Raw genomic sequence first — 20,787 nt, 5'->3', positions numbered from 1 at the left:
GGGGTCAGGCCGACTCCCTGACCACCAGGCGGTGCGGCATGATCACCGGGGTGCCCGGGGCGCCGGTGAACAGGCTGAGCAGCAGCTCGGCCGTGGCGGCGGCCTGGTCCTCCATGGGGCTGCGGATCGTGGTCAGGGGTGGGGCGGTGTACAGGGCGGCCTCGATGTCGTCGAAGCCGACGACCGCCACGTCGTCGGGGACGCGGCGGCCGGCTTCGCGCAGGGCCCTCAGGGCGCCGATGGCCATGAGGTCGTTGGCGGCGAAGACGGCGTCCAGGGCGGGGTCGTCCTCCAGGAGCTGGCGCATGCCCTCGTAGCCGGAGACGCGGGTGAAGTCGCCGATCGCCACGATGGAGCGGCGGCCGGTGTCGCGCAGGGTCTCGCGGTAGCCGGTGAGGCGGTCCTGGGAGGCGATCATGTCCAGGGGGCCGGTGATGGTGGCGATGCGGCGGCGGCCCTGGTCCAGCAGGTACCGCACGGCCACGGAGGCGCCGCCGGTGTTGTCGTTGTCGACGTAGGGCAGGCCGCCGCTGGAGCGGCCGAAGGCCACCATGGGGAAGCCCATGCGGGCCAGGGAGGCGGGCAGCGGGTCGGCGCCGTGCATCGAGACGAGCATGACGCCGGCGACGTGGCCGGCGGCGACGAACTGCTCCACCCGCAGGCGGCTCTCCGCCGAGCCGGCGAGCATGAGGGTGACCTGCATGCCCGCCGACTCCAGCACCCGGCTCACCGTGCGGACCACCGCAGAGAACATGGGGTCGTCGGAGCTGAGCCCTTTCGGTGGGTCCGACACGATGACGGCGACCGCGTTGGTGCGCTGGGTGGCGAGGCTGCGGGCCGCGCCGTTCGGCACGTAGCCGAGCTCGCGGACCGCCCTGATCACCAGCTCGCGGATGGCGGGGGTGACCGTGGTCTCCCCGTTCACCACCCGCGACACGCTGGACTTCGACACCCCCGCCCGCGCGGCGACCGCCGCCAAGGTGGGTCGTTTCATACCAATCCGTTCTCCCGCACGACGTCGCGGTACCACAGGGCGCTGTCCTTCAGGATCCGCCGCTGCGTGGCGAAGTCGATGTGCACGATACCGAACCTGCGGTGGTACCCCTCGGCCCACTCGAAATTGTCCAGCAGGGACCACACCAGGTACCCCCTGACGTCCGCCCCCGCCTCCACGGCGGCGTGCACGGCCCGCAGGTGCGAGTCGAGGTACGCGGTGCGCTCGGCGTCGTGCACCCGGGGACCCGTCTCGCCCGGGGTGACGACGTCGTCGAACGCGGCGCCGTTCTCGGTGACCATCAGGCCGGCCTCGGGGTAGTCCGCGGACAGCCGCACCAGCAGCCGGGACAGCCCGGAGGGCACGATGGGCCAGCCCATGGCGGTGGTGGCGGCGTCGGCGGAGGCGAACTCGATGTCCTCGGTGCCGGGGAAGGCCGGGTTGGACGGCTGCCCGGGGCCGGACCGCACGACGCACGGGTTGTAGTAGTTGACGCCGATCACGTCCGCGGGCTGGTGGATGTCGCGCAGGTCGGTGTCGTGGATGTGGCCGAGCCCGGCGTACCGCTCGACGATGCGCAGCACCTCCTCGGGATAGGCGCCGCGCTGCACGGGGTCGAGGATCTGCCGGTTGAGCAGGCAGTCCACGCGGTGCACGGCCTCGGCGTCGGCCTCCGACACCTCGGCGGCGGGGTCGGTCACCTGCTCGGGGGTGATCACCGGCGAGGAGTTGATCACGAGCATGACCTCGCGGGCGCCCGCCGGGCGCAGCACCTGGGTGGCGAGGCCGTGGCCGAGCAGGAAGTGGTGCGCGGCGCGCAGGGCCTGCGCCGGGTCGGTGCGGCCGGGCGCGTGCACGCCGGTGCCGTACCCGAGGAACGCCGTCACCCACGGCTCGTTCAGCGTGGTCCAGTGCGCCACCCGGTCACCGAGGCGGGCGTGCACGGCCGCGGCGTACTCGGCGAAGCGGTACGCGGTGTCGCGGGAGGTCCAGCCGCCCCGGTCCTCCAGCGCCTGCGGCAGGTCCCAGTGGTACAGGGTGGCGTACGGCGTGATGCTCTCGTCGAGCAGGCTGTCGACCAGCCGGTCGTAGAAGTCCAGCCCGCGGGGGTTGATCGGCCCGGCGCCGTCCGGCTGGATCCGGGGCCACGCGACGGAGAACCGGTAGGCGGCCAGGCCGAGGTCCGCCATCAGCAGCACGTCGTCGGCGTAGCGGTGGTAGTGGTCGCAGGCGACGTCGCCGGTGTGGCCGAAGGCGACCTTCCCCGGAGTGTGCGAGAAGCTGTCCCAGATGGAGACGCCGCGGCCGTCGTCCCTGGCCGCGCCCTCGATCTGGTAGGACGCCGTGGCGGCGCCCCAGACGAAACCTTGGGGGAAGACCGCCGGCCCCTCCGTCAGATATGAAGGCAGGGTCCCCCGAGTGGTGACGGTCATGGTCATCCCTTCACAGCTCCTTGCATGATTCCTCCGATGACCTGCTTTCCCAGCAGGGCGAACACGAGCACCAGCGGCAGGGTGCCGAGGGCGGTGCCCGCCAGGCTGAGCGCGTAGTCGCTCACATATCCTGCCGCGAGCGTCGAGAGCGCCACCTGCACGGTCGGGTTCTCCGGGGTCAGCGCGACGAGCGGCCAGAAATAGTCGTTCCACGCCGACATGAACGTCAGCATGCCGAGTACCGCGGCGGCCGGCCGCGCGGTGGGCAGCACCACGTGCCAGAACAGGCCCCAGGTCGAGCAGCCGTCCACCCGGCCGGCCTCCAGCAGCTCGGTCGGCAGGGCCCGCGACAGGTACTGCGTCATGAAGAACACGCCGAAGGCGTTGATCAGCGCGGGCACGATGAGCGCGTACATCGAGCCGGTCCACTCCAGCTTCACCATGAGCATGTACAGCGGGATGATGCCGAGCTGGGTCGGCACCATCATCGTGGCCACGGTGACCACCAGCAGGATCTTGTTGCCGCGGAAACGCAGCTTGGCGAACGCGAACCCCGCCATGGTGGAGAAGAACATCACCGACAGCGCGACGCTGCCGGCGACGAACACCGAGTTGAGCAGCGCGAGCGCGAACGGCACGGTGTCGAACACCCGGCCGATGTTGGCGATCAGGTTGCCGCCGGGGATCAGCGGGGGCGGCACCTCGGCGAGCGCCGCGTTGTCGCGGGAGGCGACCACCACGCTGTAGTAGAGGGGCAGGGCCGAGAAGAACGCCACCGCGAGCAGTGTCAGGTACGTGAGCGTGCGGGCCAGGCCGGGGTGGGTGCGCGGCATCACGTCAGGCTTCCTCTCGCTCGGCGGGTGAGCAGGTAGTTGACGCCGGCCGCGACCACGATGAACACGAACATCATCCAGGAGATCGCCGAGGCGTAGCCGAAGTCGAGCTTGGTGAAGTTCTCGTAGATGAACAGCGAGAGCGTCTGGTACTGCCGGTCGGGGCCGCCGGTGAGGCTGTAGACGCCGAACAGCAGGGGCTCGGCGAGCACCTGCATGGCCCCGATGGTCGAGGTGATGACCACGAACACGACGGTGGGGCGGATCATCGGGATGGTGATCTTGCGGAGCTGGGTGAAGCCGGTCGCGCCGTCGATGGTGGCGGCCTCGTACAGCTCGCGTGGCACCGCCTGCATCGCCGCGAGGAAGATGAGCGCGTTGTACCCGGTCCACCGCCACATGATCATGACGGAGATGGCGACGTGCGACGACGCGGTGCCGGCGTTCCAGTCGATGGTGCCCACGCCGAACCACGACAACACCCAGTTGATGAGGCCGAAGTCGCGGCCGAAGAGCTGGCTGAAGATGACGACCACCGCGACGACGCTCGTGACGTTGGGCAGCAGCAGGGTGACCCGGAAGATCGTCTGCGCCCTCAGCGGCCGGTTCAGCAGGTGGGCCAGCCAGATGGCCAGCGCGAGCTGGGGTGCCGTGGACAGGACGCCGATGGACAGGGTGTTGAACGTGGCGTTCCAGAAGTAGTCGTCACCGAGCAGGGCGGTGAAGTTGTCCAGCCCGATGAAGGTGTGCACGTCGGACAGCAGCGTCCAGTCGTGCAGGCTCACCCACGCGGTGTACAGCAGGGGGAACAGGCCGAATGCGCAGAACAGCAGCAGGTACGGCGTGACGTAGGCGTACGGGGACGCCTTGACGTCGAGCCGGTGCGCGAGGTGGCGCCACCTCGCGCGGTCCCGGTGCCGGGGGGCCGGGGGGCGGGACGGGGTCACCGCCAGGGGGGCGCGGGTCGCCATGGCGACCTCCTTTCCGCGAGTCCGCGCGCCAGGGCTACTTGATCCGGCCCAGATCCTTGAGCACCTGCTGCCACGCTTCCTCGGGCGCCTGACTGCCCTGCTCGATGCGCTGCAGGCCGTTGCCGAACGCGGTGAGCACGTCACCGGCCTTCGGGCCGACGTGCTGCGGCTTGAGGGCCTTGGCGGCGTCGGTGAAGATCTTGCCGGTGGGGGCGTCGTTGAAGAACGGGTTGACGAACGACGTGATGGTCGGGTCGTCGTACAGCGCCGGGATGGACGGCAGGGCGCCGGCGTCGGTGAACAGCTTGAGCTGGGTGTCCTTGTTGGTGAGCAGGTCGATCAGCTCGGCGGCCTCCTTGGGGTGCTTGCCCTGCTTGGGGGCCATCAGGTGCGTGCCGCCCTGGTTGCCGCCACCGCCGCCGGGCACCGCCGCGACGTCCCACTTGCCGGAGGTCGTGGGCGCGGCGTCCTTGATGCTGCCGGTCTTCCACGAGGGGCAGATGATGGTGGCGAACGAGCCCTTGGTGAGGCCGGTGTTCCACGGCGGGCTGAACGCGGCGAGCTTCGCCGACTGGTCGGCCTGGATCATCGCGACCGACAGGTCCCACGCCTTGCGCACGTCGGGGTTGGTGCCGGCGACGAGGTTGTTCTGCTGGTCGTAGAAGCCGACCGGCGCCTGGTCGACCATGGCGCGGAAGTTCTCCCCCGGGCCGTCGAACCACTTGGCGCCGGAGACCTTGGCGGCGGTGAACTTCTTGCCCGCCTCCATGTACGCCTCCCACGTGGGCCACAGCGCGGAGACCTCGCCGCGCTCGGTCGGCAGGCCGGCCTTCTTGAACAGGTCGGTGCGGTAGCACATGGCGAGGCCGCCGATGTCGGTGCCGAGGCCGAGCAGCTTGGAGCCGTCGGAGGACAGGCCCTGCCGCCACTTCCAGTCCAGGTAGTCGGGTTGCCGCTTGGCGAGGCCGAACTGGTGGAGGTCGTGGAACTTGTCGGCGAGCGGGGTGAAGGTGGCGATGTATCCGGCCTCCACCGCGATCACGTCGGCGGCGCCGGAACCGGTGGCGAGCTGCGTGGTGAGGTTGGTGTGGTGGTCGTTGAACTGCGCGCGGCGTTCGACGATGTCGACGTTGGGGTGCGTCTTCTTGAACTCCTGGTACAGCGGCGCGAAGTGGAAGTCGCTGAACAGCGCGACGGTGAGCTTGATCTTCTCGGCCGGCTGGGAAGCACCCGGCGAGGCGCCGGCGTCCGTACCGCCTCCGCAGGCCGACGCACCAAGAACCAGAACGGTGGCGAGCAGAGGGGTGACCAGCCCGGGGCGAAGCTTGCCCATAGACCCTCCCTGGGGGGCAATCACTATGATCTTGGAGGGAGCGCTCCCCGAGAAGGGTCTTCCTCGGTCCGCGGGCGTGTCAACAGCCGATGGGGTAACGATCGCCGTTACCTGATCTTCGGAACGCGACGTCACCAGGGAGCGGTCCCTCCGCTTCGCTGCGGTTTCACCTGGTAATACACGGGATCTGATCGCACCCGAGAGACACTGAGAGCGCTCTCAAAAAGTTTCGTGAATTGCGCGCCGATGTGCTGCCTGTTTCCGCCGGATGAACCGAGGGCTTGACAGGAGGCCGCAAGGAGGCGCACTCTCAAGGCTCCGGGAGCGCTCTCTCACCTCTCCCGCATCCCGGACGGGAGGCGCCGCGGTCCGCCCTCACACCCTGTCGGCGGCCCGCGCCGCGCCTGCGGGCTGAGATTCGCGGCCGTCCGCGTACAACGACAGCGCGCACTTTTAGAGTCACCTGCCCGGCCTCACGGAGGACTTCCGCCGACACCTCCAGATGCCGCACCCCCGTTCGGGAGTGTGGCTCCAGCCGTCGGGACACTGACCGGGAAAAATCTTCTCGCGCCCATGAACGGGTCTCGCTCCGCTCTCTGACCGCACTCCAGGCGTTTGTGCGTGAGCGCTGGAAGCCATCTGGCTCGCCGCCCCACACGACCATCCGAAAAGCGCCAATCAACCATGAACTTCACCTTCCACGCTTTTCGTGGTAGCGACACCTCATTCTCATGACTGCGCTCCCTTCACTCCCGGGATCCACCTTTCGCAGCCGACTCATCGAGCGCGTCACCGTGACGCTCCGATGACCCGCAACGAGGAGCACCTCCCACACTGCCAATGAGATTTTGGCTTTCCCTGCCGATCAACGGAGCGGTCGGGCATCATGAAGGCCCGAAGTGTGAGGATTTTCCATGGACGCCACGACCCTTTCTCTCCTTCCCGAGCGCCCCGTGGTCCGCGATGACGCCATCAGCGAAGTCGATCTAGTGGTAGAGGTCTCCTGTCAGTCGGCGGAAACGCGAGAAGAGCCCGCCGGGCCGATGAATCTCTGCCTGGTCATCGACCGCAGCGGAAGCATGTCGGGAGACAAACTCGACACGGCGAAAGCAAGCTGCGCCAACATCTTCCGCCGCCTCGGCGCGAACGATCAACTGACGGTGGTGACCTTCGACGACGTCGCCGAGGTGATCGTCAATCCGCAGACGCCAAGAGACCAGGTCACGCAGAGAATCTCCGCCATCTTTGCCCGCGGTATGACGAACCTGTCGTTGGGCTGGTATCAGGGTCTGCTTGAACTGCAGACCCACGTGGGCACAACGCACTACAGCCGGCTCTTCCTGCTGTCCGACGGGCAGGCCAACAGAGGTGAGTCCAAACGGGCCGTGTTCGCCGACACGGCGGCCAAGGCTCGCGACGTCGGGATCACCGCCTCCACGATCGGTATCGGCGCCGACTACCAGGAAGATCTTCTCGAGGCGATCGCCTCGGCCTCCGGCGGCCGCTTCTGGAACATCTCGGAAGCCGATATCGAAGACATCATCGAGGAGGAATTCAAAGGAGCCCTCACCGTCCTGCTCGATCGACCGCGGGTGACCCTGTCATTGCCTGACGGGGTTCGGGTCAGTAGGGAACTCAACAATCTGCAGAAGGTGGGTGGCCAGCGCTATCAGCTCCGGCCGCTCCAGGGCAATGACATCTTCAACTTCGCCCTCCGGGTGGAGATCGACCCCGAACGATTCCCGGCGCGGGAGTTCACCCTCACGTGCACACTCCACGACGGGCAACGCGAGATCTGTTCGACCACGACGCAGCTCACGTTCGGCTCCAGCGATGAGGTCGCGGCCAGCCCGGTCCATCCGCTTGTCCGCAGCACCATCGAGCAGTTCGAGGTGACGACGGCCGATGAGACCATGCTCGCCGAGATGGAGGCGGGAAACATCACGAAGCTGCGGCAGATGCTCACCGCCGAGATCGCCAGAATGCAACCTCTTCAACAAACCTGGCGGAATATGCACGACGCCGATGAGGCCGACCAATGGGGAATAGGACACACGCGTGCAGGCTGGGAAGTCATGAACATCAGGCACCATTATAGGAGCAAGTCGGTGTTGGGCGAGATCATAGCGATGATCGAGCCTTATGCCGATGAGCCCGAGGTGCGCTTATACCTGTCCATGGCCCGCAAGAACGCGATGCGGGAAGGCCAGCGGATGAAATCACGGCGCCTGGAACCGCTCCAATGGGACGCCGAAACACCGCTCATCCTCGAAGCCATCGCCCTCGCCGACACGCTTATCGCCAAGCATCCGGATGACCACGTCCGGCTTGAAGAATTCCGTGAGCGACTCCGTGAGCACCTGGAAAACTCCTGAGTCCCGCGGCTGGTCGTTCACCGAACGCCTGATCACCGGCTACGGAGCCGGCATCGGTGAGTTCGGCTCGTCCTACGCGCTGGACACGGGCACGGGGCCATTGCTCAACGGCCGTATCAGCGCCAACCTGCGGCTCATCCGAAACCGGGGCGTCGGTGCCGGGCTTGTGTGCCGCGCTGACGACAGCTGGAACTTCGTCGCCTTCTACACCGCCCCCGAGGAGGCCGACTCCCCGGCAACCTTCGCGCGCTTCGGCGTCTACAACGAAGGTGCGCTGACCTCGGTCGTGAATCTGGACGAGCCGATCGTACTGGGGACCGGCTACAACCGTTTTTCCCTGGAGTTCTTCTCCGGGCAACTGCGCGGCGAGATCAAGACCAAGGACGGCCACTACGAACTTCTCACCACGTGTGTGGCCCAGCCCTTCCCGGGTCATGCGGGGCTGCTCCGGCTGTACGGCACCGGGCTCATGGCCACCGATGTGATCGTACAGCGCACCACGATTCCCCTGACACAGGAGGCCGTCGCAGCGGAACCTGTCGCCACGCAGTACGACTTCGACGTCTTCCTCTGCCACTCAGGCACCGACAAGGACCTCGTCCGCCTGATCGCCAAGGCTTTCGCGGCCAACGACATCAGGTACTGGCTGGACGAAGAGCAGTTGACGTACGGAGACGGGGTGGCCACGAAGATCGCTGATGGCTTGCAACGCACACGTTACGTCGTGCCTTGCATCAGCGCGAACTTGGCGAAGTCCGGTTGGGCCAGGGCCGAGTACAACGCGATACTCAACGCCGAATTCAGTGGCGACACGGCACGGATCGTCATTCCTCTGGTACTAGACGAGTCGGACGCCGAGAATGTCCCCATCCTTCTGCGGGACAAGAAACGCGCCTTCTACGCGAACAAAACGGAGTTCGAACACTTCCTGCGCTTTCTGACCCAGAGAACGCCGGCATAGCGCTCGACGGACGGCCTCACCCTCCGGTACCTCGTCCTCCGAGAAGCATCGGAACGGTGTACAGCGGCCCGGGGAGGCAGGTTGAAGCCTGCGGGAGAGGGATGCCATTGACATACCGGGCCCGATACGGTGAACCTAAGCGAGGACGGAGAGCGCTCTCCGAGGTTCGGGAGGATGACCGGGTGATCGACGACGAGCTCGACGACATGGTACGCAAGCTGGACCTCGATCAGAAGGTTCGGCTGCTGACCGGGGCGACCGCCTGGCGGACCCACGCCGAGCCGGACATCGGGCTGCGGCCCGTCGTGACGTCCGACGGGCCGGTCGGGGTGCGGGGGCAGGGGTGGGACGAGCGGAGTACCTCGTTGAACCTGCCGTCCCCCAGTGGGGTGGCGGCCACCTGGGATCTTCATCTGGTGCGGCGGCTCGGTGAGCTGCTGGCGGGGGAGGCGCGGCGCAAGGGGGTGGACGTGCTGCTGGCGCCCACCGTCAACCTGCATCGGTCTCCGCTCGGGGGGCGGCACTTCGAGTGTTTCTCCGAGGATCCGGTGCTCACGGCGCTCGTCGGGGCCGCGTACGTCCAGGGGGTGCAGTCGCGTGGGGTCGCGGCCACCGCCAAGCACTACGTCGCCAACGACTCCGAGACCGAGCGCATGACGCTGGACGCGCGGGTGGACGAGCGCACGCTCCGCGAGCTCTACCTGCCGCCGTTCGAGGCCGCCGTCGCGGCCGGGGTCTGGGTCGTGATGGCGGCTTACAACGGGGTCAACGGGGCCACCATGACCGAGAACCCGCTGCTCGCCGAGCCGCTGAAGGGTGAGTGGGGGTTCGACGGGCTCGTGGTGTCCGACTGGGGGGCGCTGCGCTCCGCCGTCGCGGCGGGGCGTGCGCCGCAGGACCTCGCCATGCCGGGGCCGGACGGGGCCTGGGGTGCCGCGCTCGCCGAGGCCGTGCGGTCCGGGGAGGTGCCCGAGGAGGCCGTGGACGAGAAGGTGCGCCGCCTGCTCAGGCTCGCCGCCCGCGTCGGCGCCCTCTCCCCCGCTCAGCAGACCGCCGGGGACGACAGCCGCGCTCCCCTTCTCCCCGCCACCGCTACCGGCGCGCTGGCGGGGGTGACGCCGATCAGCGACGAGGAGGCCGAGCGTGGCAGGGTGCTGCTGCGCGAGGCCGTGGCCGCGAGCGCGGTGCTGCTGCGCAACGAGAGTGGCCTGTTGCCGCTGGACCCGGGGCGGCTGCGCCGGGTCGCGGTGATCGGGCCGAACGCCGCGTCGCCGCGGGTGCAGGGCGGCGGCAGCGCGGGGGTGTACCCCGTGTCGGTGACGTCACCGCTGGACGGGGTCACCGCGGCGCTCGCGGGGCGGGCCGAGGTGACGCACGCGGCGGGGGTCCACACCAGCGGCCATCCGGCGCCGCTGGACCTCGGCAACGCCAGGAACCCCGAGAACGGCGAGCCGGGTGTGCTGGTGCGCCTGCTCGACGGGGACGGCGCCGAGGTGCACGCCGAGCACCGGTTCACCGGCAACGTGCTGGAGCCCGCCCTGGTGCGGGGCATGCGCACCGTCGAGGTCCGCGCGCTGCTGTGCCCGTCCGTCACGGGGCGGTGGCGGGTCGGCGCGGCCGGCTGGGGGCGGGTGTTCCTTTCGGCGGACGGCGTGACGCTGGTGGACGAGGACGTGCCGCTGGACACCGACGACCCGGCGACCATCCACCTGCACCCGCCCTACCGCTTCGCCGAGCTGGAGCTCACCGAGGGGCGGGAGGTCGAGCTGGTGGCACGGCGCGCGCTGAGCCGCGAGAGCGGCCTGGCGAGCGCGCTCACCGCCGACCCGCCCCGGCGCGGCGACGCCGAGGAGCTGGCCGCCGCGGTCGCGCTGGCCGCGGAGGCCGACGTCGCGATCGTCGTCGTCGGCTCCACCGACGAGAGCGAGAGCGAGGGCTACGACCGCACGGACCTCGCGCTGCCCGGCGGGCAGGACGCGCTGGTCCGCGCCGTGGTGGCCGCCAACCCGTCCACCGTGGTGGTGGTCAACACCGGCGGGCCGGTGGCGCTGCCCTGGCGGGAGGAGGTGCCCGCGGTGCTGCTGAGCTGGTTCCCCGGCCAGGAGTTCGGCGACGGCCTCGCCGACGTGCTGTTCGGCGCCGCCGAGCCCGGCGGGCGCCTGCCCACCACCTGGGCGGACCGCTCCCTCACCTCCACGACCCCGGTGGACGGCGTGCTGGAGTACGGCGAGGGCCTGCACATCGGCTACCGGGCGTGGCTGCGCGAGCCGGAGCCGCCGGCGTACTGGTTCGGCCACGGCCTCGGCTACACCACCTGGTCGTACGAGGGGCTCACCGTCGAGCACTCCCGGGACTCGGTCACGGTCCGCACGGGGCTGCGCAACACCGGCGCGCGGACGGGGGCCGAGGTCGTGCAGGTGCACCTGGCCCGGCCGGACTCCGCGGTCGACCGCCCGGTGCGCTGGCTGGCCGGGTTCGCCCGGGTCACGGCGGGGCCGGGCGAGACCGTGGAGGCCGTGGTGGAGGTGCCCGCGCGGGCCTTCCAGCACTGGACGGCGGGCGGCTGGGCGACCGAGCCGGGCGCGTTCACCGTACTGGCGGGACGCACGGCCGCTGACCTACCATTGGCGGCCACCGTCACGGTGACCGGCTGAGTAGAGGACCTGTGAGGCCAGAGCGTTGGAGAGCGCTCTCCAAGCGTGCTATAAAGGCCCCATGAGCGACGGCCGCCCCCCGGTCCCGGCGTCCCCGACACTGGAGGACGTGGCCCGTGCCGCGGGCGTGTCCCGCGCCACCGTCTCCCGCGTCATCAACGGCATACGCAACGTGGACCCGGCGATCCAGGAGACGGTGCGCCGGGCCATCGCCGAGACCGGGTACGTGCCGAACCGCGCGGCCCGGTCCCTCGTCACCCGCCGCGCCGGCGCCGTCGCCCTGGTGGTGTCCGGCGCGGACGGGGAGAGCCGCGAGGGCCCCTTCCACAGCAAGGTGTTCGCCGACCCGTTCTTCGGCCGGGTGGCGAGCGGCGTCGTCGGCTTCCTGCGCCCGCGCGGCGTGCACCCGATCCTGATGTTCGCCGAGGACGACGAGGCGCGGGCCCAGTGCATCGCCTACCTGCGCCAGGGCAACGCCGACGGCGCCGTGCTGGTGTCCACCAACGCCACCGACCCGTTGCCTGGCCTGCTCACCGGCATGGGCCTGCCCGCCGTGCTGTTCGCCCGGCCGTCCCCGCCCATCCCCATCAGCTACGTCGACGTCGACCACCGCACCGGCGCCAGGCTGGCCGCGGACCACCTGGTCGCCGCCGGCCGCCGCCGGTCCGCCACCATCACCGGCCCGCTGGCCGTGCCCGCCGCGCAGGACCGCCTGAGCGGCTTCCGGGACGCGATGGCGGCGCACGGCCACCCGTACGTGCCGTGCGCCGAGGGCGACTTCACGCAGGACAGCGGCGAGCACGCCATGGAGAGGCTGCTGGCCGAGCACCCGGACCTGGACGGGGTGTTCGCCGCCAACGACCTGATGGCCAAGGGCGCGCTGCTGACGCTGCGCCACCACGGCCGCCGGGTGCCGGAGGACGTCGCGGTGGTCGGCTTCGACGACAGCAGCGCCGCCACCGCGAGCCGCCCCCCGCTCACCACGGTCCGCCACCCGGTGGAGGACATGGCGGCCGAGATGACCCGCCTGCTGCTCGAGCACGTGGAGGACCCGCACCGCCCGGTGACGTCCGTCATCTTCGAGGCGTCCCTGGTGGTGCGGGAGTCCGCCTGACACAGGCGGTCTCCCCGGGCCCGGCGACCGCCCTACTTCACCGCACCCGCGGTGAGCCCCTGCACCAGGTAGCGCTGCAGCAGCAGGAACCCCGCCACCACCGGCACGCTGACCACCAGCGACGCCGCCATGACCTGGTTCCAGTACACGTCGTTCTCGGTGGCGTACCCGCGCAGCCCCACCGCGAGCGTGCGGGTGGACTCGTCCGTCATCACCGACGCGAACAGCACCTCGCCCCACGCGGTCATGAACGCGTAGATGAGCACCGCGACGATGCCCGGGACCGCGGCCGGGATGACCACCCGGAACAGCGCCCCGATGGGCCCGTTGCCGTCCACCTTGGCCGCCTCGTCCAGCGCGACCGGGATCGAGTCGAAGTACCCGACGAGCATCCAGATGGAGAACGGCAGCGAGAACGTCAGATACGTGATGATCAGGCCGAGGCGGCTGGCGTACAGCTCGACCCCGATGACGTTCCCCAGGTTCACGAAGATCATGAACAGCGGCAGCAGGAACAGGATGCCGGGGAACATCTGGGTGGACAGCACGGTCACCGAGAACACCCGCCGCCCGGGGAACCGGTACCGGCTGATCGCGTACGCCGCGAAGACCGCCACGGTGACCGACGCCACGGCCGCCACCGTGGACACCACCAGGCTGTTGGCGAAGTAGCGGGCCAGCGGCACCGTGCGCCAGATGTCGGCGAACGGCCGCAGCGTGAACGTCGTCGGGATCCAGCCGAACCCGTTCTGCACGTCGCGCAGCGGCTTGACCGACGACGACGCCATCACGAACAGCGGGGTGAGGGTGAAGAGAGTGAGGAAGCCGAGGCCGATCCACCGGGCCCACGGCAGCCAGCGCGCCTCACGCATGGTTCCTCCTTCGCGAGGTCGCCGTCAGGTAGACCGCGGTCACCAGCAGCAGGAACAGCAGGAGCAGCACGGACATCGCCGAGCCCGAGCCGAAGTTCCAGGTGACGAACGAGCTCTGGTAGATGTGCACCGAGATCAGGTCGGCCTCCGGCGGGGCGGCCCTGCCGAACATCACGTACGGCGTGTTGAAGTCGTTGAACGTCCACAGGAACAGCACCAGCACCAGCACCTGGTTGACCGGCCGCAGCATCGGCAGCGTGACGGACCTGAGCTGCCGCCAGAAGCCCGCGCCGTCGATGGCCGACGCCTCGTACAGGTCGCCGGGGATGTTCTGCAGCCCGGCCATGAGCACGAGGAACGCGAACGGCCAGGTGCGCCACACGCACACCACCACGACGGCGGCGAAGCTGTTGGGGCCGATCAGCCAGAACGGGCGCTCGCCGAACAGGCCGAGCTGGTCCACCAGCACGTGGTTCACCATGCCGGTGTCCCGCTGGAACATGAAGCTCCAGGTGATCACCCCGGCGTACACCGGCAGCGCGTACGGCACCAGGAACAACGTGCGCAGCAGGCCCCGGCCCCTGAACGAGCCCTGCATGAGCACCGCGCCCATGGTGCCGAGCAGCCAGGACACCCCGACCGCGATGGCGGTGAACACGACGGTGACGGTGAACGAGTGGAGCAGCGAGCGCCCCACCGCCGAGTCGAAGTCGACGGCGACGCGGTAGTTGTCCAGCCCGGCGAACGGCGCCGCCGACCAGTTCCTGATGAAGAACTGCGTGAGCCTCAGGAAGCTCATGCCGACCCCCACCAGCATCGGCACCACGTGGATGAGCAGCTCCAGCAGCACCGCGGGCAGGATCAGCAGGTACGGCAGCCCGCCCCGGCGCAGGCGGGCCCATATGCCCGGCGCCCGCGGGCGCGGCGGGTCGTCCTCGGGTGGCGCGGCGTCGTGCCGCGCGGGATGGGCGGTGCGAGCGACCATTCGTCCCTCTCGGTGTGTGGATCCGGCCGGAAGCCGGGACGCGCGGCGCCGGGCGGGCGGCGGAGAGGCCGCCCGGCGCCGCGCGGTGAACGGTCAGCTCCCGGGCTGGACCTGCTGGTTGGCCTGGGTGAGCTTCGACTTGACGTAGTCGTCGGTGATGGGCTTGCCGTTGGCGGCGTCCGCCCACATCTGGTTCATGGCGGTGCCGACGAGAGTCTCGTACTGGCTCTCCTCCGGGACCTGCGGCAGCGGCGCGGCGGTGTTGGCGAGGATCTCCTGGAAGGTCTTGATGGTGGGGGTCTGGAACGCGGGGTCGTCATAGGCGTCCTTGACGGTCGGCAGCGAGCCGTACGCCTTGTTGAGGACCTTCTGCTCCTCGGGGCTGGTCATGAACTTCACGAACCGCAGGGCCGCGTCCTGGTTCTCGGTGAAGTTGAAGATCGCCAGGTTGATGCCGGCGACCATGCCGTTGACCTGCTTGCCCCCGGAGGACGGGTCGGGCAGCGGGATCGGCGCGAGGCCGTACTCGTCCTCGGTCATGCCCCCGGCCTTGAACGACGCGGCGGCCGACTGCCACATCAGCATGGCGGCCTTGCGGTTGACGAAGTCCTGCACCGCCTCGGTGCCGTTGGAGTACTCGGCGTTGCTCGGGTTGACGATCTTGTGGACCGCCATCAGGTCGAGGTACTGCTTGATGCCCGCGACCGCCTGAGGGGTGTCGAACTGCGGCTTGCCGCTCGCGTCGAACGGGTCGGCGCCGTGCTGCTGGCCGAAGATGAACGCGTGGTGGGAGTTCTCGCTCACGCTGGCGCCCTCGACGGCGAGCCCCCACGTGCCGTCCTTGGTGAGCTTCTTGCCGGCGGCGATCAGCTCGTCCCAGGTGGCCGGCGGCTCGCCGATGCCGGCCTCGGCGAACATCTTCTTGTTGTAGTAGAGGCCGTAGGTCATGCCGTAGATGGGGACGGCCGCCGGCGGCTTGCCCTGCGCGCCGGTGGCGGCGAGGCTCGGCCCGAGGAACCGGTCCCTGCCGCCGAGCTGACCGAGCAGCGCGTCGTCGAACGGCACGAACGCGCCGGTGGCCTGCAGCGACGCCGACCACGTGTTGCCGATGTTGACCACGTCCGGGCCCTTGCCGGAGGTGGTGGCCGCGAGGATGCGGTTGAGCAGGTCGGCCCACGGCACCACCTCGACGTTGACTTTTATGCCGGTCTGCTTCTCGAACTTGTCCAGCTCGGGCTGCAGGACCTGCTTGTCGTTGTCCAGGCTGGTGCCCTGGTTGGACGCCCAGTACGTCAGCGTCCTGGGCGCGGCGGAACCGCCGGCGTCCCCGCCGTCCCCGCCGCCGCAGGCCACGGCCGCGGCCAGCAACGCGCCTGCTACTGCGAGGTGTCCGAGCTTTGGTGTACGCACAATCTTCCCCTCACCGGGTTCTCGTTGAGGTAGCCGACCCGGAGAGCGCTCTCCGTAGAGAGAGTGTCCGCTGAGCACGGACTTGTCAACACTCATCCCTCAGCGAGATAGGAACCCGCTGCTCACCAGGGCGAAGCGCACCAGGACCGGCGGGAAATCGCTCTCCCTCAGCCGGCCATCCGCTCGGAACGGTGCCAGACGGCCCGCCGCCAGAAGGCCTGGGAGATCTGCCCGAAGTTCTCCCGATCGTTCAGCCGGGGGAACGGCTCCTGCGGCACCGGTACGCCGAGGAAGCGGCACAGCGGCTCCCAGCCCTCCGACACCTCGTACACCAGCAGGCGTTCCGCGGGAATGGCCTCGCGCACCTCGTCGATGTGGTCGTTGAAGGCCCGGATGAGCCGGTCCCTGCCGTGCATCGAGCCGTGGAACGACCTGCCCGTGACCGCGCGGTCGGCCATCCGGTTGAAGGCGTCCAGGTCCGACCGCCGCCACCGGCTCACCGCCGTGGCCAGCCGTCGCACCGGCGTGCGCGGCGGGTCCACCCGCTTGAGGATCGTGGCCACCATGCTCTCGTACCACTGCTCGGGGTCGCGCACCGTGAGCACCATCTTGGCGCCGGGGTAGTACGCGGCCAGCTCGCGCCAGTACGAGGCGGCGGGCCAGTCGACGGTGGCCTCGTAGCCGCCGAGCACCGCGTCGAAATCGCGGGACCGGCCCTCGGCGATGTCCAGCCACCGGTAGATGTCGGCCGGATGGGTCAGCACCTCGACCATGTGATAGCACGGCGCGAAACCGAGCCGTTCCAATGCTCCTTTGAGGGATAGCGTGCCTGTACGGCCGAATCCCGCGCCGATGACCCGCATGAGGCGCCCCCGTCCACCGATTCCCTGGAAGATCACTGCTCCGAACCACGTTCTGTGCGGCGCGCCGCCCGCCCCTGGGTTGTGCCGCCCCCGCGGCAGGGGCCACACTGGCGGTAAGAGGGGCTCCGCCACCCCTTGGAGGTGCCTATGCCGTTGACGGTGCGCCGGGAGCACCGCGAGCCGTTCACTGTGATCACCATGATCGGTGAACTGGACGCCAACGGCCTCGGCCGCCTTGGCGAGAACCTCGACATGGCCCTCGGCCACCACTGCCCGAGGCTCCTGTTCGATCTGTCCCAGCTCAACTTCCTCGACTCCAGCGGCCTGCGCCTGCTGGTCCGCGCCTGCGCCCAGGCGACCCGCCACGGCGGCTCCTGCGCCATGTGCGGCCTGCGCCCCATGCCCCGCACCATCATGAACGTCACCGGCCTCGGCGCCGTCTTCGACATCTACCCCACCATGGACGCCGCCCTGGCCGGCGGCCCCCTGGAAAGCCAGGCCTCCCGCCGCCTCCCCTGACCCCGGTCACGGCGGCTCACTCCCCCGTCCCGCCTCCCGGGCGCAGACCTCGTCCAGGTCGTCCAGCCGCCGCATCCCGTGCACCACCCGCGCCATGCGCGCGTTGCGCCCGAGCCGTTCGGCGTTGCGCGCCACGAACCACCAGTACCCCGCCGTGAACGGGCACGCGTCCACCCCGGTGCGCCGCGACGGCCGGTACCGGCAGTCCCCGCAGAAGTCGCTCATCCGATCGATGTAGGCCCCGCCCGCCGCGTACGGCTTGGTGGCAAGCAGCCCGCCGTCCGCGTGCTGCGACATCCCGACGACGTTGGGCAGCATCACCCAGTCGTACCCGTCCACGAAGCACCGATGGAACCAGTCCGTGAGCGCGGCGGGATCGAAGCCCCGCTGCAACGCGTAGTTGCCGAGCACCATCAACCGCACGATGTGGTGGGTGAACCCGGTGTCCCGCACCTGCGCCAGCGCCCACGAGAGGCACCGCGCCTCGACCGCGCCGGCGTCCAGCCCGGCGAACCAGTCCGGCAGCGGCCTACGCGCCCCCAGCCGGTTCATCTCCCGGTAGTGCTCCCCGAAGTGCCAGTACAGGTGCCACACGTAGTCACGCCACCCGATGACCTGCCGGACGTACCCCTCCGCGCTCGCCGGCGGCACCCGCCCCTCCCGGTACGCCGCCTCCGCCGCCCGCACGCACTCCATCGGGTCGAGCAGCCCGAGGTTCATCGCCGCCGACAACATGCTGTGCGCCATCACCGGATCGCCGCTCAGCATCGCGTCCTGATAGGGCCCGAACACCGGGAGCCGGTGCTCCACGAACGTCCGCAACGCCGCAAGCGCCTCGTCCCGCGTGGCCGGGAACACCCGGGGCCCGTCCCGCCCCACGAACGCGACCTCCCCGTCCCGTTCCCACCGATCGAGATCGTGCCGCACCCGTTCGTCGATCTCGTCCTCCCGTGCCCGCCACGGCGGCGCGACACCCAGCCCCGCCTCCGGCGGCGGGCACCGGTTCTCTGCGTCGAAGTTCCACCGCCCACCGGCGGGCTCGTCGCCGTCCATCAGCACGTCCAGCCGCCGCCGGGCCGTACGGTAGAAGTCCTCCATCACCAGCCCCCGCCGCCCGCCGGCCCCGCCCCGCACGACCTCCGCCCCGTCCTCCGGCTCCCCCCGGCTGCGCACCCACTCCGCGAACTCCTCCTGGGAGGACGCGAAACCCCGCGCCGCCAGCACCTCCACGTCCCGCCGCCCGCGCACGAACCTCAACGCCGCGTGGCTCGTCGGCCGGCACACCGAGACCCGCTCCCCCACCTCGTCCAGCGCCGCCCCGTACCCGTCCGCCCGCACGAACCGTCCCCGCTCCCCCAGCTCGGCGGCCCGGTGCCGCAGCGCCGAGAGCACCAGGTGCGCCTTCTGCCGGTGGAACCGCCTCCGCCGCAACACCCCCCGGGCCTCGACCAGCAGCACCTGCTGCTCCGTGGAGTCCAGGAAGTGAGGCCCAAGCTGATCAGCGAACACCCACCGCCGCCGTCTCTCCCCCATCTCTCCATGCTCATACAGCCCCGCCGGCCACTTGACCCGGCGGGGGTACCGGTCCAAGGAGGCCCCCGTGGATGAGCTCCTGGACGCCGCCCGGCTGGCCGCCGCCCACCTGTCCGCCGTGCCCGGCGGCCCGGTCTGGCGGCCGGTGCCCGGCGAGGCGGCGGCGTGGCTGACCGGGCAGCCACTGCCGGAGCGCGGCGCCCCGCTCGGCGACCTGCTGGGCGTCATACGCGACCGGGTGCTGCCCTACCCCATGGGCAACGGGCACCCCAGGTTCTTCGGCTGGGTCAACTCGCCGCCGTCCCCCGCCGGGGTCCTGGCCGCCCCGCTAGCCGCCGCGATGAACCCGTCCTGCGCCGGGGGCGAGCACGCCGGCGCGCTGCTGGAACGCACCGCCGTCCGCTGGCTGGCCGAGCTGACCGGCTTCCCGCACCCGCCGGGCGGCGGGCTGCTGACCAGCGGAGCGTCCATGGCCACCGTGATCGCGCTCGCCACCGCCCGGCACCGGGTGACCGGCGTGCGCGAGAACGGCCTGTACGGCGAACGGCCGCTGACCCTCTACCTTTCCGCCGAGGGCCACAGCTGCCTGCGCAAGGCGGCCGAACTGCTCGGCCTGGGCGGCCGGTACGTCAGGACCGTCCCGGTGGACGCGGCGTTCCGCATGGATGTGGCCGCGTTGCGCCGCCACATCGAGGACGATCTGCGCGCCGGGCTGCGGCCGTTCCTGGTCGCGGCGAGCGCGGGCACGGTCGGCACCGGGGCGGTGGACCCGCTGACGGAGATCGCCTCGGCCGCCCGCGAGCACGGCCTGTGGTTCCACGTCGACGGCGCGTACGGCGCCCTCGGCGTCCTGGACGAGGACGTCCGCCCGGTGTACCGGGGCATGGACCTCGCCGACTCCCTGGCCCTCGACCCGCACAAATGGCTCGGGGTGCCCGTGGACTGCGGCTGCGTCCTGTTCCGCGACCCCGCCGGCCCACGCGACGCCTTCAGTCTCGTCCCGCCGTACCTGCGCGACGACGGCGCGGGCGAGCTGGGCTGGTTCTCCGAGTACGGTCCCGAGCAGACCCGGCCCTTCCGTGCCCTGCGGGTGTGGGCCACCGTCGCCCACCTCGGCAGGGACGGGATCACCCGGCTGGTCCGGCACACCCGCGAACGCGCCGCGGACCTCGCGGCCATGGTCGAGGCGTCGGCCGATTTCGCCCTGGCCGCCCCCGTCGTCACCTCGGTGGTCGCGTTCCGCTACCTTCCCCGCCCCGTCGACGGCGCGCTCCCCGCCGCCGTCCAGCGGCGCGGCCGCGCCTTCCTCACCGGAACCGTGCTGGACGGGCGGGAGACGCTGCGTGCCTGCGTGCTGCACCCTGACACGACCCGCGACGACCTGGCCGTCCTCCTCGACGAGATCCGCGCCGCGGCGAGGGAGCTGCCCACGTGACCGCATGGTGCCGCCGGGGTGCGGGCTCGGCGTCCCGTCCGTCGCCGCCGAGCCCGCGGCCGGGTCAGTCGAGGCAGAACTCGTTGCCCTCGGGGTCGGCCATGATGATGTGACCGGCGCCGAGCGGAGGAGCGGGCTCGTGGCGCTGCATCCGGGTGGCGCCGTGGGAGACCAGCCGCTCGGCCTCCACCTCCAGGGCCGCCATCCGCGCGTCGCCCTGGAGCCCGGGGGCGGCCCGCACATCGACGTGCACGCGGTTCTTGGCCTGCTTGGGCTCGGGCACCTTCTGGAAGAACAGCCGTGGCCCCGAGCCCTCGGGGTCGACCACCGCGGAGGCGTCGTTGCGGTGCTCAGGCGGCACGCCCAGCGCCTCCAGTGCCTGGTCCCACGACTCGAAGTCCCCGGGCGGGTCCTGTATCCGGTACCCGAGGACCTCGGCCCAGAAGGCGGCCAGGCCGGCCGGGTCGGCGCAGTCGAAGGTGATCTGAACGTCGCGGGCCAT

At 70.3% G+C, this 20,787-nt stretch carries 17 protein-coding genes; 6 read left to right on the top strand and 11 right to left on the bottom strand.

Annotation, left to right across the window (positions count from 1 at the left end; all coding sequences use genetic code 11):
• Positions 1 to 4: 4 nt before the first annotated feature.
• Genes ABGB17_RS08360 through ABGB17_RS08340 form a run of 5 tightly spaced genes read right to left on the bottom strand, consistent with a single transcriptional unit; the run spans position 5 to position 5,564 of the window.
• Entirely contained in the window at positions 5 to 994 is a 990-nt protein-coding gene (locus tag ABGB17_RS08360; RefSeq protein ID WP_347627239.1) for a LacI family DNA-binding transcriptional regulator, read from the bottom strand.
• A complete protein-coding gene (locus ABGB17_RS08355) occupies positions 991 to 2,427 on the bottom strand; it encodes a GH1 family beta-glucosidase (protein ID WP_347627406.1) in 1,437 nt (478 codons plus the stop codon). Before ABGB17_RS08355 ends, ABGB17_RS08360 begins: the two co-directional genes overlap by 4 nt.
• Before the next feature lie 2 nt (positions 2,428 to 2,429).
• Positions 2,430 to 3,260, bottom strand: coding sequence for a carbohydrate ABC transporter permease (locus ABGB17_RS08350; RefSeq protein ID WP_347627404.1), 831 nt, complete (start codon positions 3,258 to 3,260; stop codon positions 2,430 to 2,432).
• Positions 3,260 to 4,231, bottom strand: a complete 972-nt coding sequence (locus ABGB17_RS08345) for a sugar ABC transporter permease (protein WP_347627238.1) — start codon at positions 4,229 to 4,231, stop codon at positions 3,260 to 3,262. The genes ABGB17_RS08350 and ABGB17_RS08345 overlap by 1 nt, the downstream gene beginning before the upstream one ends.
• Before the next feature lie 34 nt (positions 4,232 to 4,265).
• Complete coding sequence (locus tag ABGB17_RS08340) at positions 4,266 to 5,564, bottom strand: ABC transporter substrate-binding protein (RefSeq protein ID WP_347627237.1); 1,299 nt, start codon at positions 5,562 to 5,564, stop codon at positions 4,266 to 4,268.
• Positions 5,565 to 6,478: 914 nt separating this feature from the next.
• Between ABGB17_RS08340 and ABGB17_RS08335 the strand changes: the two genes are divergently transcribed.
• The 4 genes from ABGB17_RS08335 to ABGB17_RS08320 all read left to right on the top strand — a co-directional run bounded on the left by ABGB17_RS08335 (position 6,479) and on the right by ABGB17_RS08320 (position 12,668).
• Positions 6,479 to 7,939, top strand: coding sequence for a VWA domain-containing protein (locus ABGB17_RS08335; protein ID WP_347627236.1), 1,461 nt, complete (start codon positions 6,479 to 6,481; stop codon positions 7,937 to 7,939).
• Positions 7,917 to 8,900 carry a toll/interleukin-1 receptor domain-containing protein gene (locus ABGB17_RS08330; protein ID WP_347627235.1) on the top strand — a complete coding sequence of 328 codons (984 nt, stop codon included), beginning with the start codon at positions 7,917 to 7,919 and terminating at the stop codon, positions 8,898 to 8,900. The genes ABGB17_RS08335 and ABGB17_RS08330 overlap by 23 nt, the downstream gene beginning before the upstream one ends.
• Before the next feature lie 182 nt (positions 8,901 to 9,082).
• The gene (locus ABGB17_RS08325) at positions 9,083 to 11,554 is read left to right on the top strand and encodes a glycoside hydrolase family 3 C-terminal domain-containing protein (protein ID WP_347627234.1); all 2,472 of its coding nucleotides are present in this window, start codon (positions 9,083 to 9,085) and stop codon (positions 11,552 to 11,554) included.
• Between the two features lie 61 nt (positions 11,555 to 11,615).
• Positions 11,616 to 12,668 carry a LacI family DNA-binding transcriptional regulator gene (locus ABGB17_RS08320; protein ID WP_347627233.1) on the top strand — a complete coding sequence of 351 codons (1,053 nt, stop codon included), beginning with the start codon at positions 11,616 to 11,618 and terminating at the stop codon, positions 12,666 to 12,668.
• 32 nt (positions 12,669 to 12,700) lie between these two features.
• On the opposite strand, the gene ABGB17_RS08315 is transcribed toward ABGB17_RS08320, so the two are convergent.
• From ABGB17_RS08315 to ABGB17_RS08300, 4 genes are all read right to left on the bottom strand, one after another.
• Positions 12,701 to 13,540: a carbohydrate ABC transporter permease gene (locus tag ABGB17_RS08315; protein ID WP_347627232.1), complete on the bottom strand. Its 840-nt coding sequence runs from the start codon at positions 13,538 to 13,540 to the stop codon at positions 12,701 to 12,703.
• Complete coding sequence (locus ABGB17_RS08310) at positions 13,533 to 14,525, bottom strand: sugar ABC transporter permease (RefSeq protein ID WP_347627231.1); 993 nt, start codon at positions 14,523 to 14,525, stop codon at positions 13,533 to 13,535. The genes ABGB17_RS08315 and ABGB17_RS08310 overlap by 8 nt, the downstream gene beginning before the upstream one ends.
• Positions 14,526 to 14,618: 93 nt before the next feature.
• Positions 14,619 to 15,935, bottom strand: coding sequence for a sugar ABC transporter substrate-binding protein (locus tag ABGB17_RS08305; RefSeq protein WP_347627230.1), 1,317 nt, complete (start codon positions 15,933 to 15,935; stop codon positions 14,619 to 14,621).
• A gap of 167 nt (positions 15,936 to 16,102) precedes the next feature.
• Entirely contained in the window at positions 16,103 to 16,798 is a 696-nt protein-coding gene (locus ABGB17_RS08300; RefSeq protein WP_347627229.1) for a sulfotransferase family protein, read from the bottom strand.
• Positions 16,799 to 16,945: 147 nt separating this feature from the next.
• Here ABGB17_RS08300 and ABGB17_RS08295 point away from each other — a divergent pair, with 147 nt between their 5' ends.
• Positions 16,946 to 17,317, top strand: coding sequence for an STAS domain-containing protein (locus ABGB17_RS08295; protein WP_347627228.1), 372 nt, complete (start codon positions 16,946 to 16,948; stop codon positions 17,315 to 17,317).
• 6 nt (positions 17,318 to 17,323) lie between these two features.
• On the opposite strand, the gene ABGB17_RS08290 is transcribed toward ABGB17_RS08295, so the two are convergent.
• Positions 17,324 to 18,850: a cryptochrome/photolyase family protein gene (locus ABGB17_RS08290; RefSeq protein ID WP_347627227.1), complete on the bottom strand. Its 1,527-nt coding sequence runs from the start codon at positions 18,848 to 18,850 to the stop codon at positions 17,324 to 17,326.
• Positions 18,851 to 18,917: 67 nt separating this feature from the next.
• On the opposite strand from ABGB17_RS08290, the gene ABGB17_RS08285 reads away from it, so the two are divergent.
• Positions 18,918 to 20,285, top strand: coding sequence for an aminotransferase class V-fold PLP-dependent enzyme (locus ABGB17_RS08285; RefSeq protein ID WP_347627226.1), 1,368 nt, complete (start codon positions 18,918 to 18,920; stop codon positions 20,283 to 20,285).
• Positions 20,286 to 20,349: 64 nt separating this feature from the next.
• On the opposite strand, the gene ABGB17_RS08280 is transcribed toward ABGB17_RS08285, so the two are convergent.
• Positions 20,350 to 20,787: a VOC family protein gene (locus ABGB17_RS08280; protein ID WP_347627225.1), complete on the bottom strand. Its 438-nt coding sequence runs from the start codon at positions 20,785 to 20,787 to the stop codon at positions 20,350 to 20,352.

Source organism: Sphaerisporangium sp. B11E5, from assembly GCF_039871875.1.
Classification (GTDB): Bacteria; Actinomycetota; Actinomycetes; order Streptosporangiales; family Streptosporangiaceae; genus Sphaerisporangium.
This window is presented reverse-complemented; position numbering and strand designations above follow the sequence as displayed.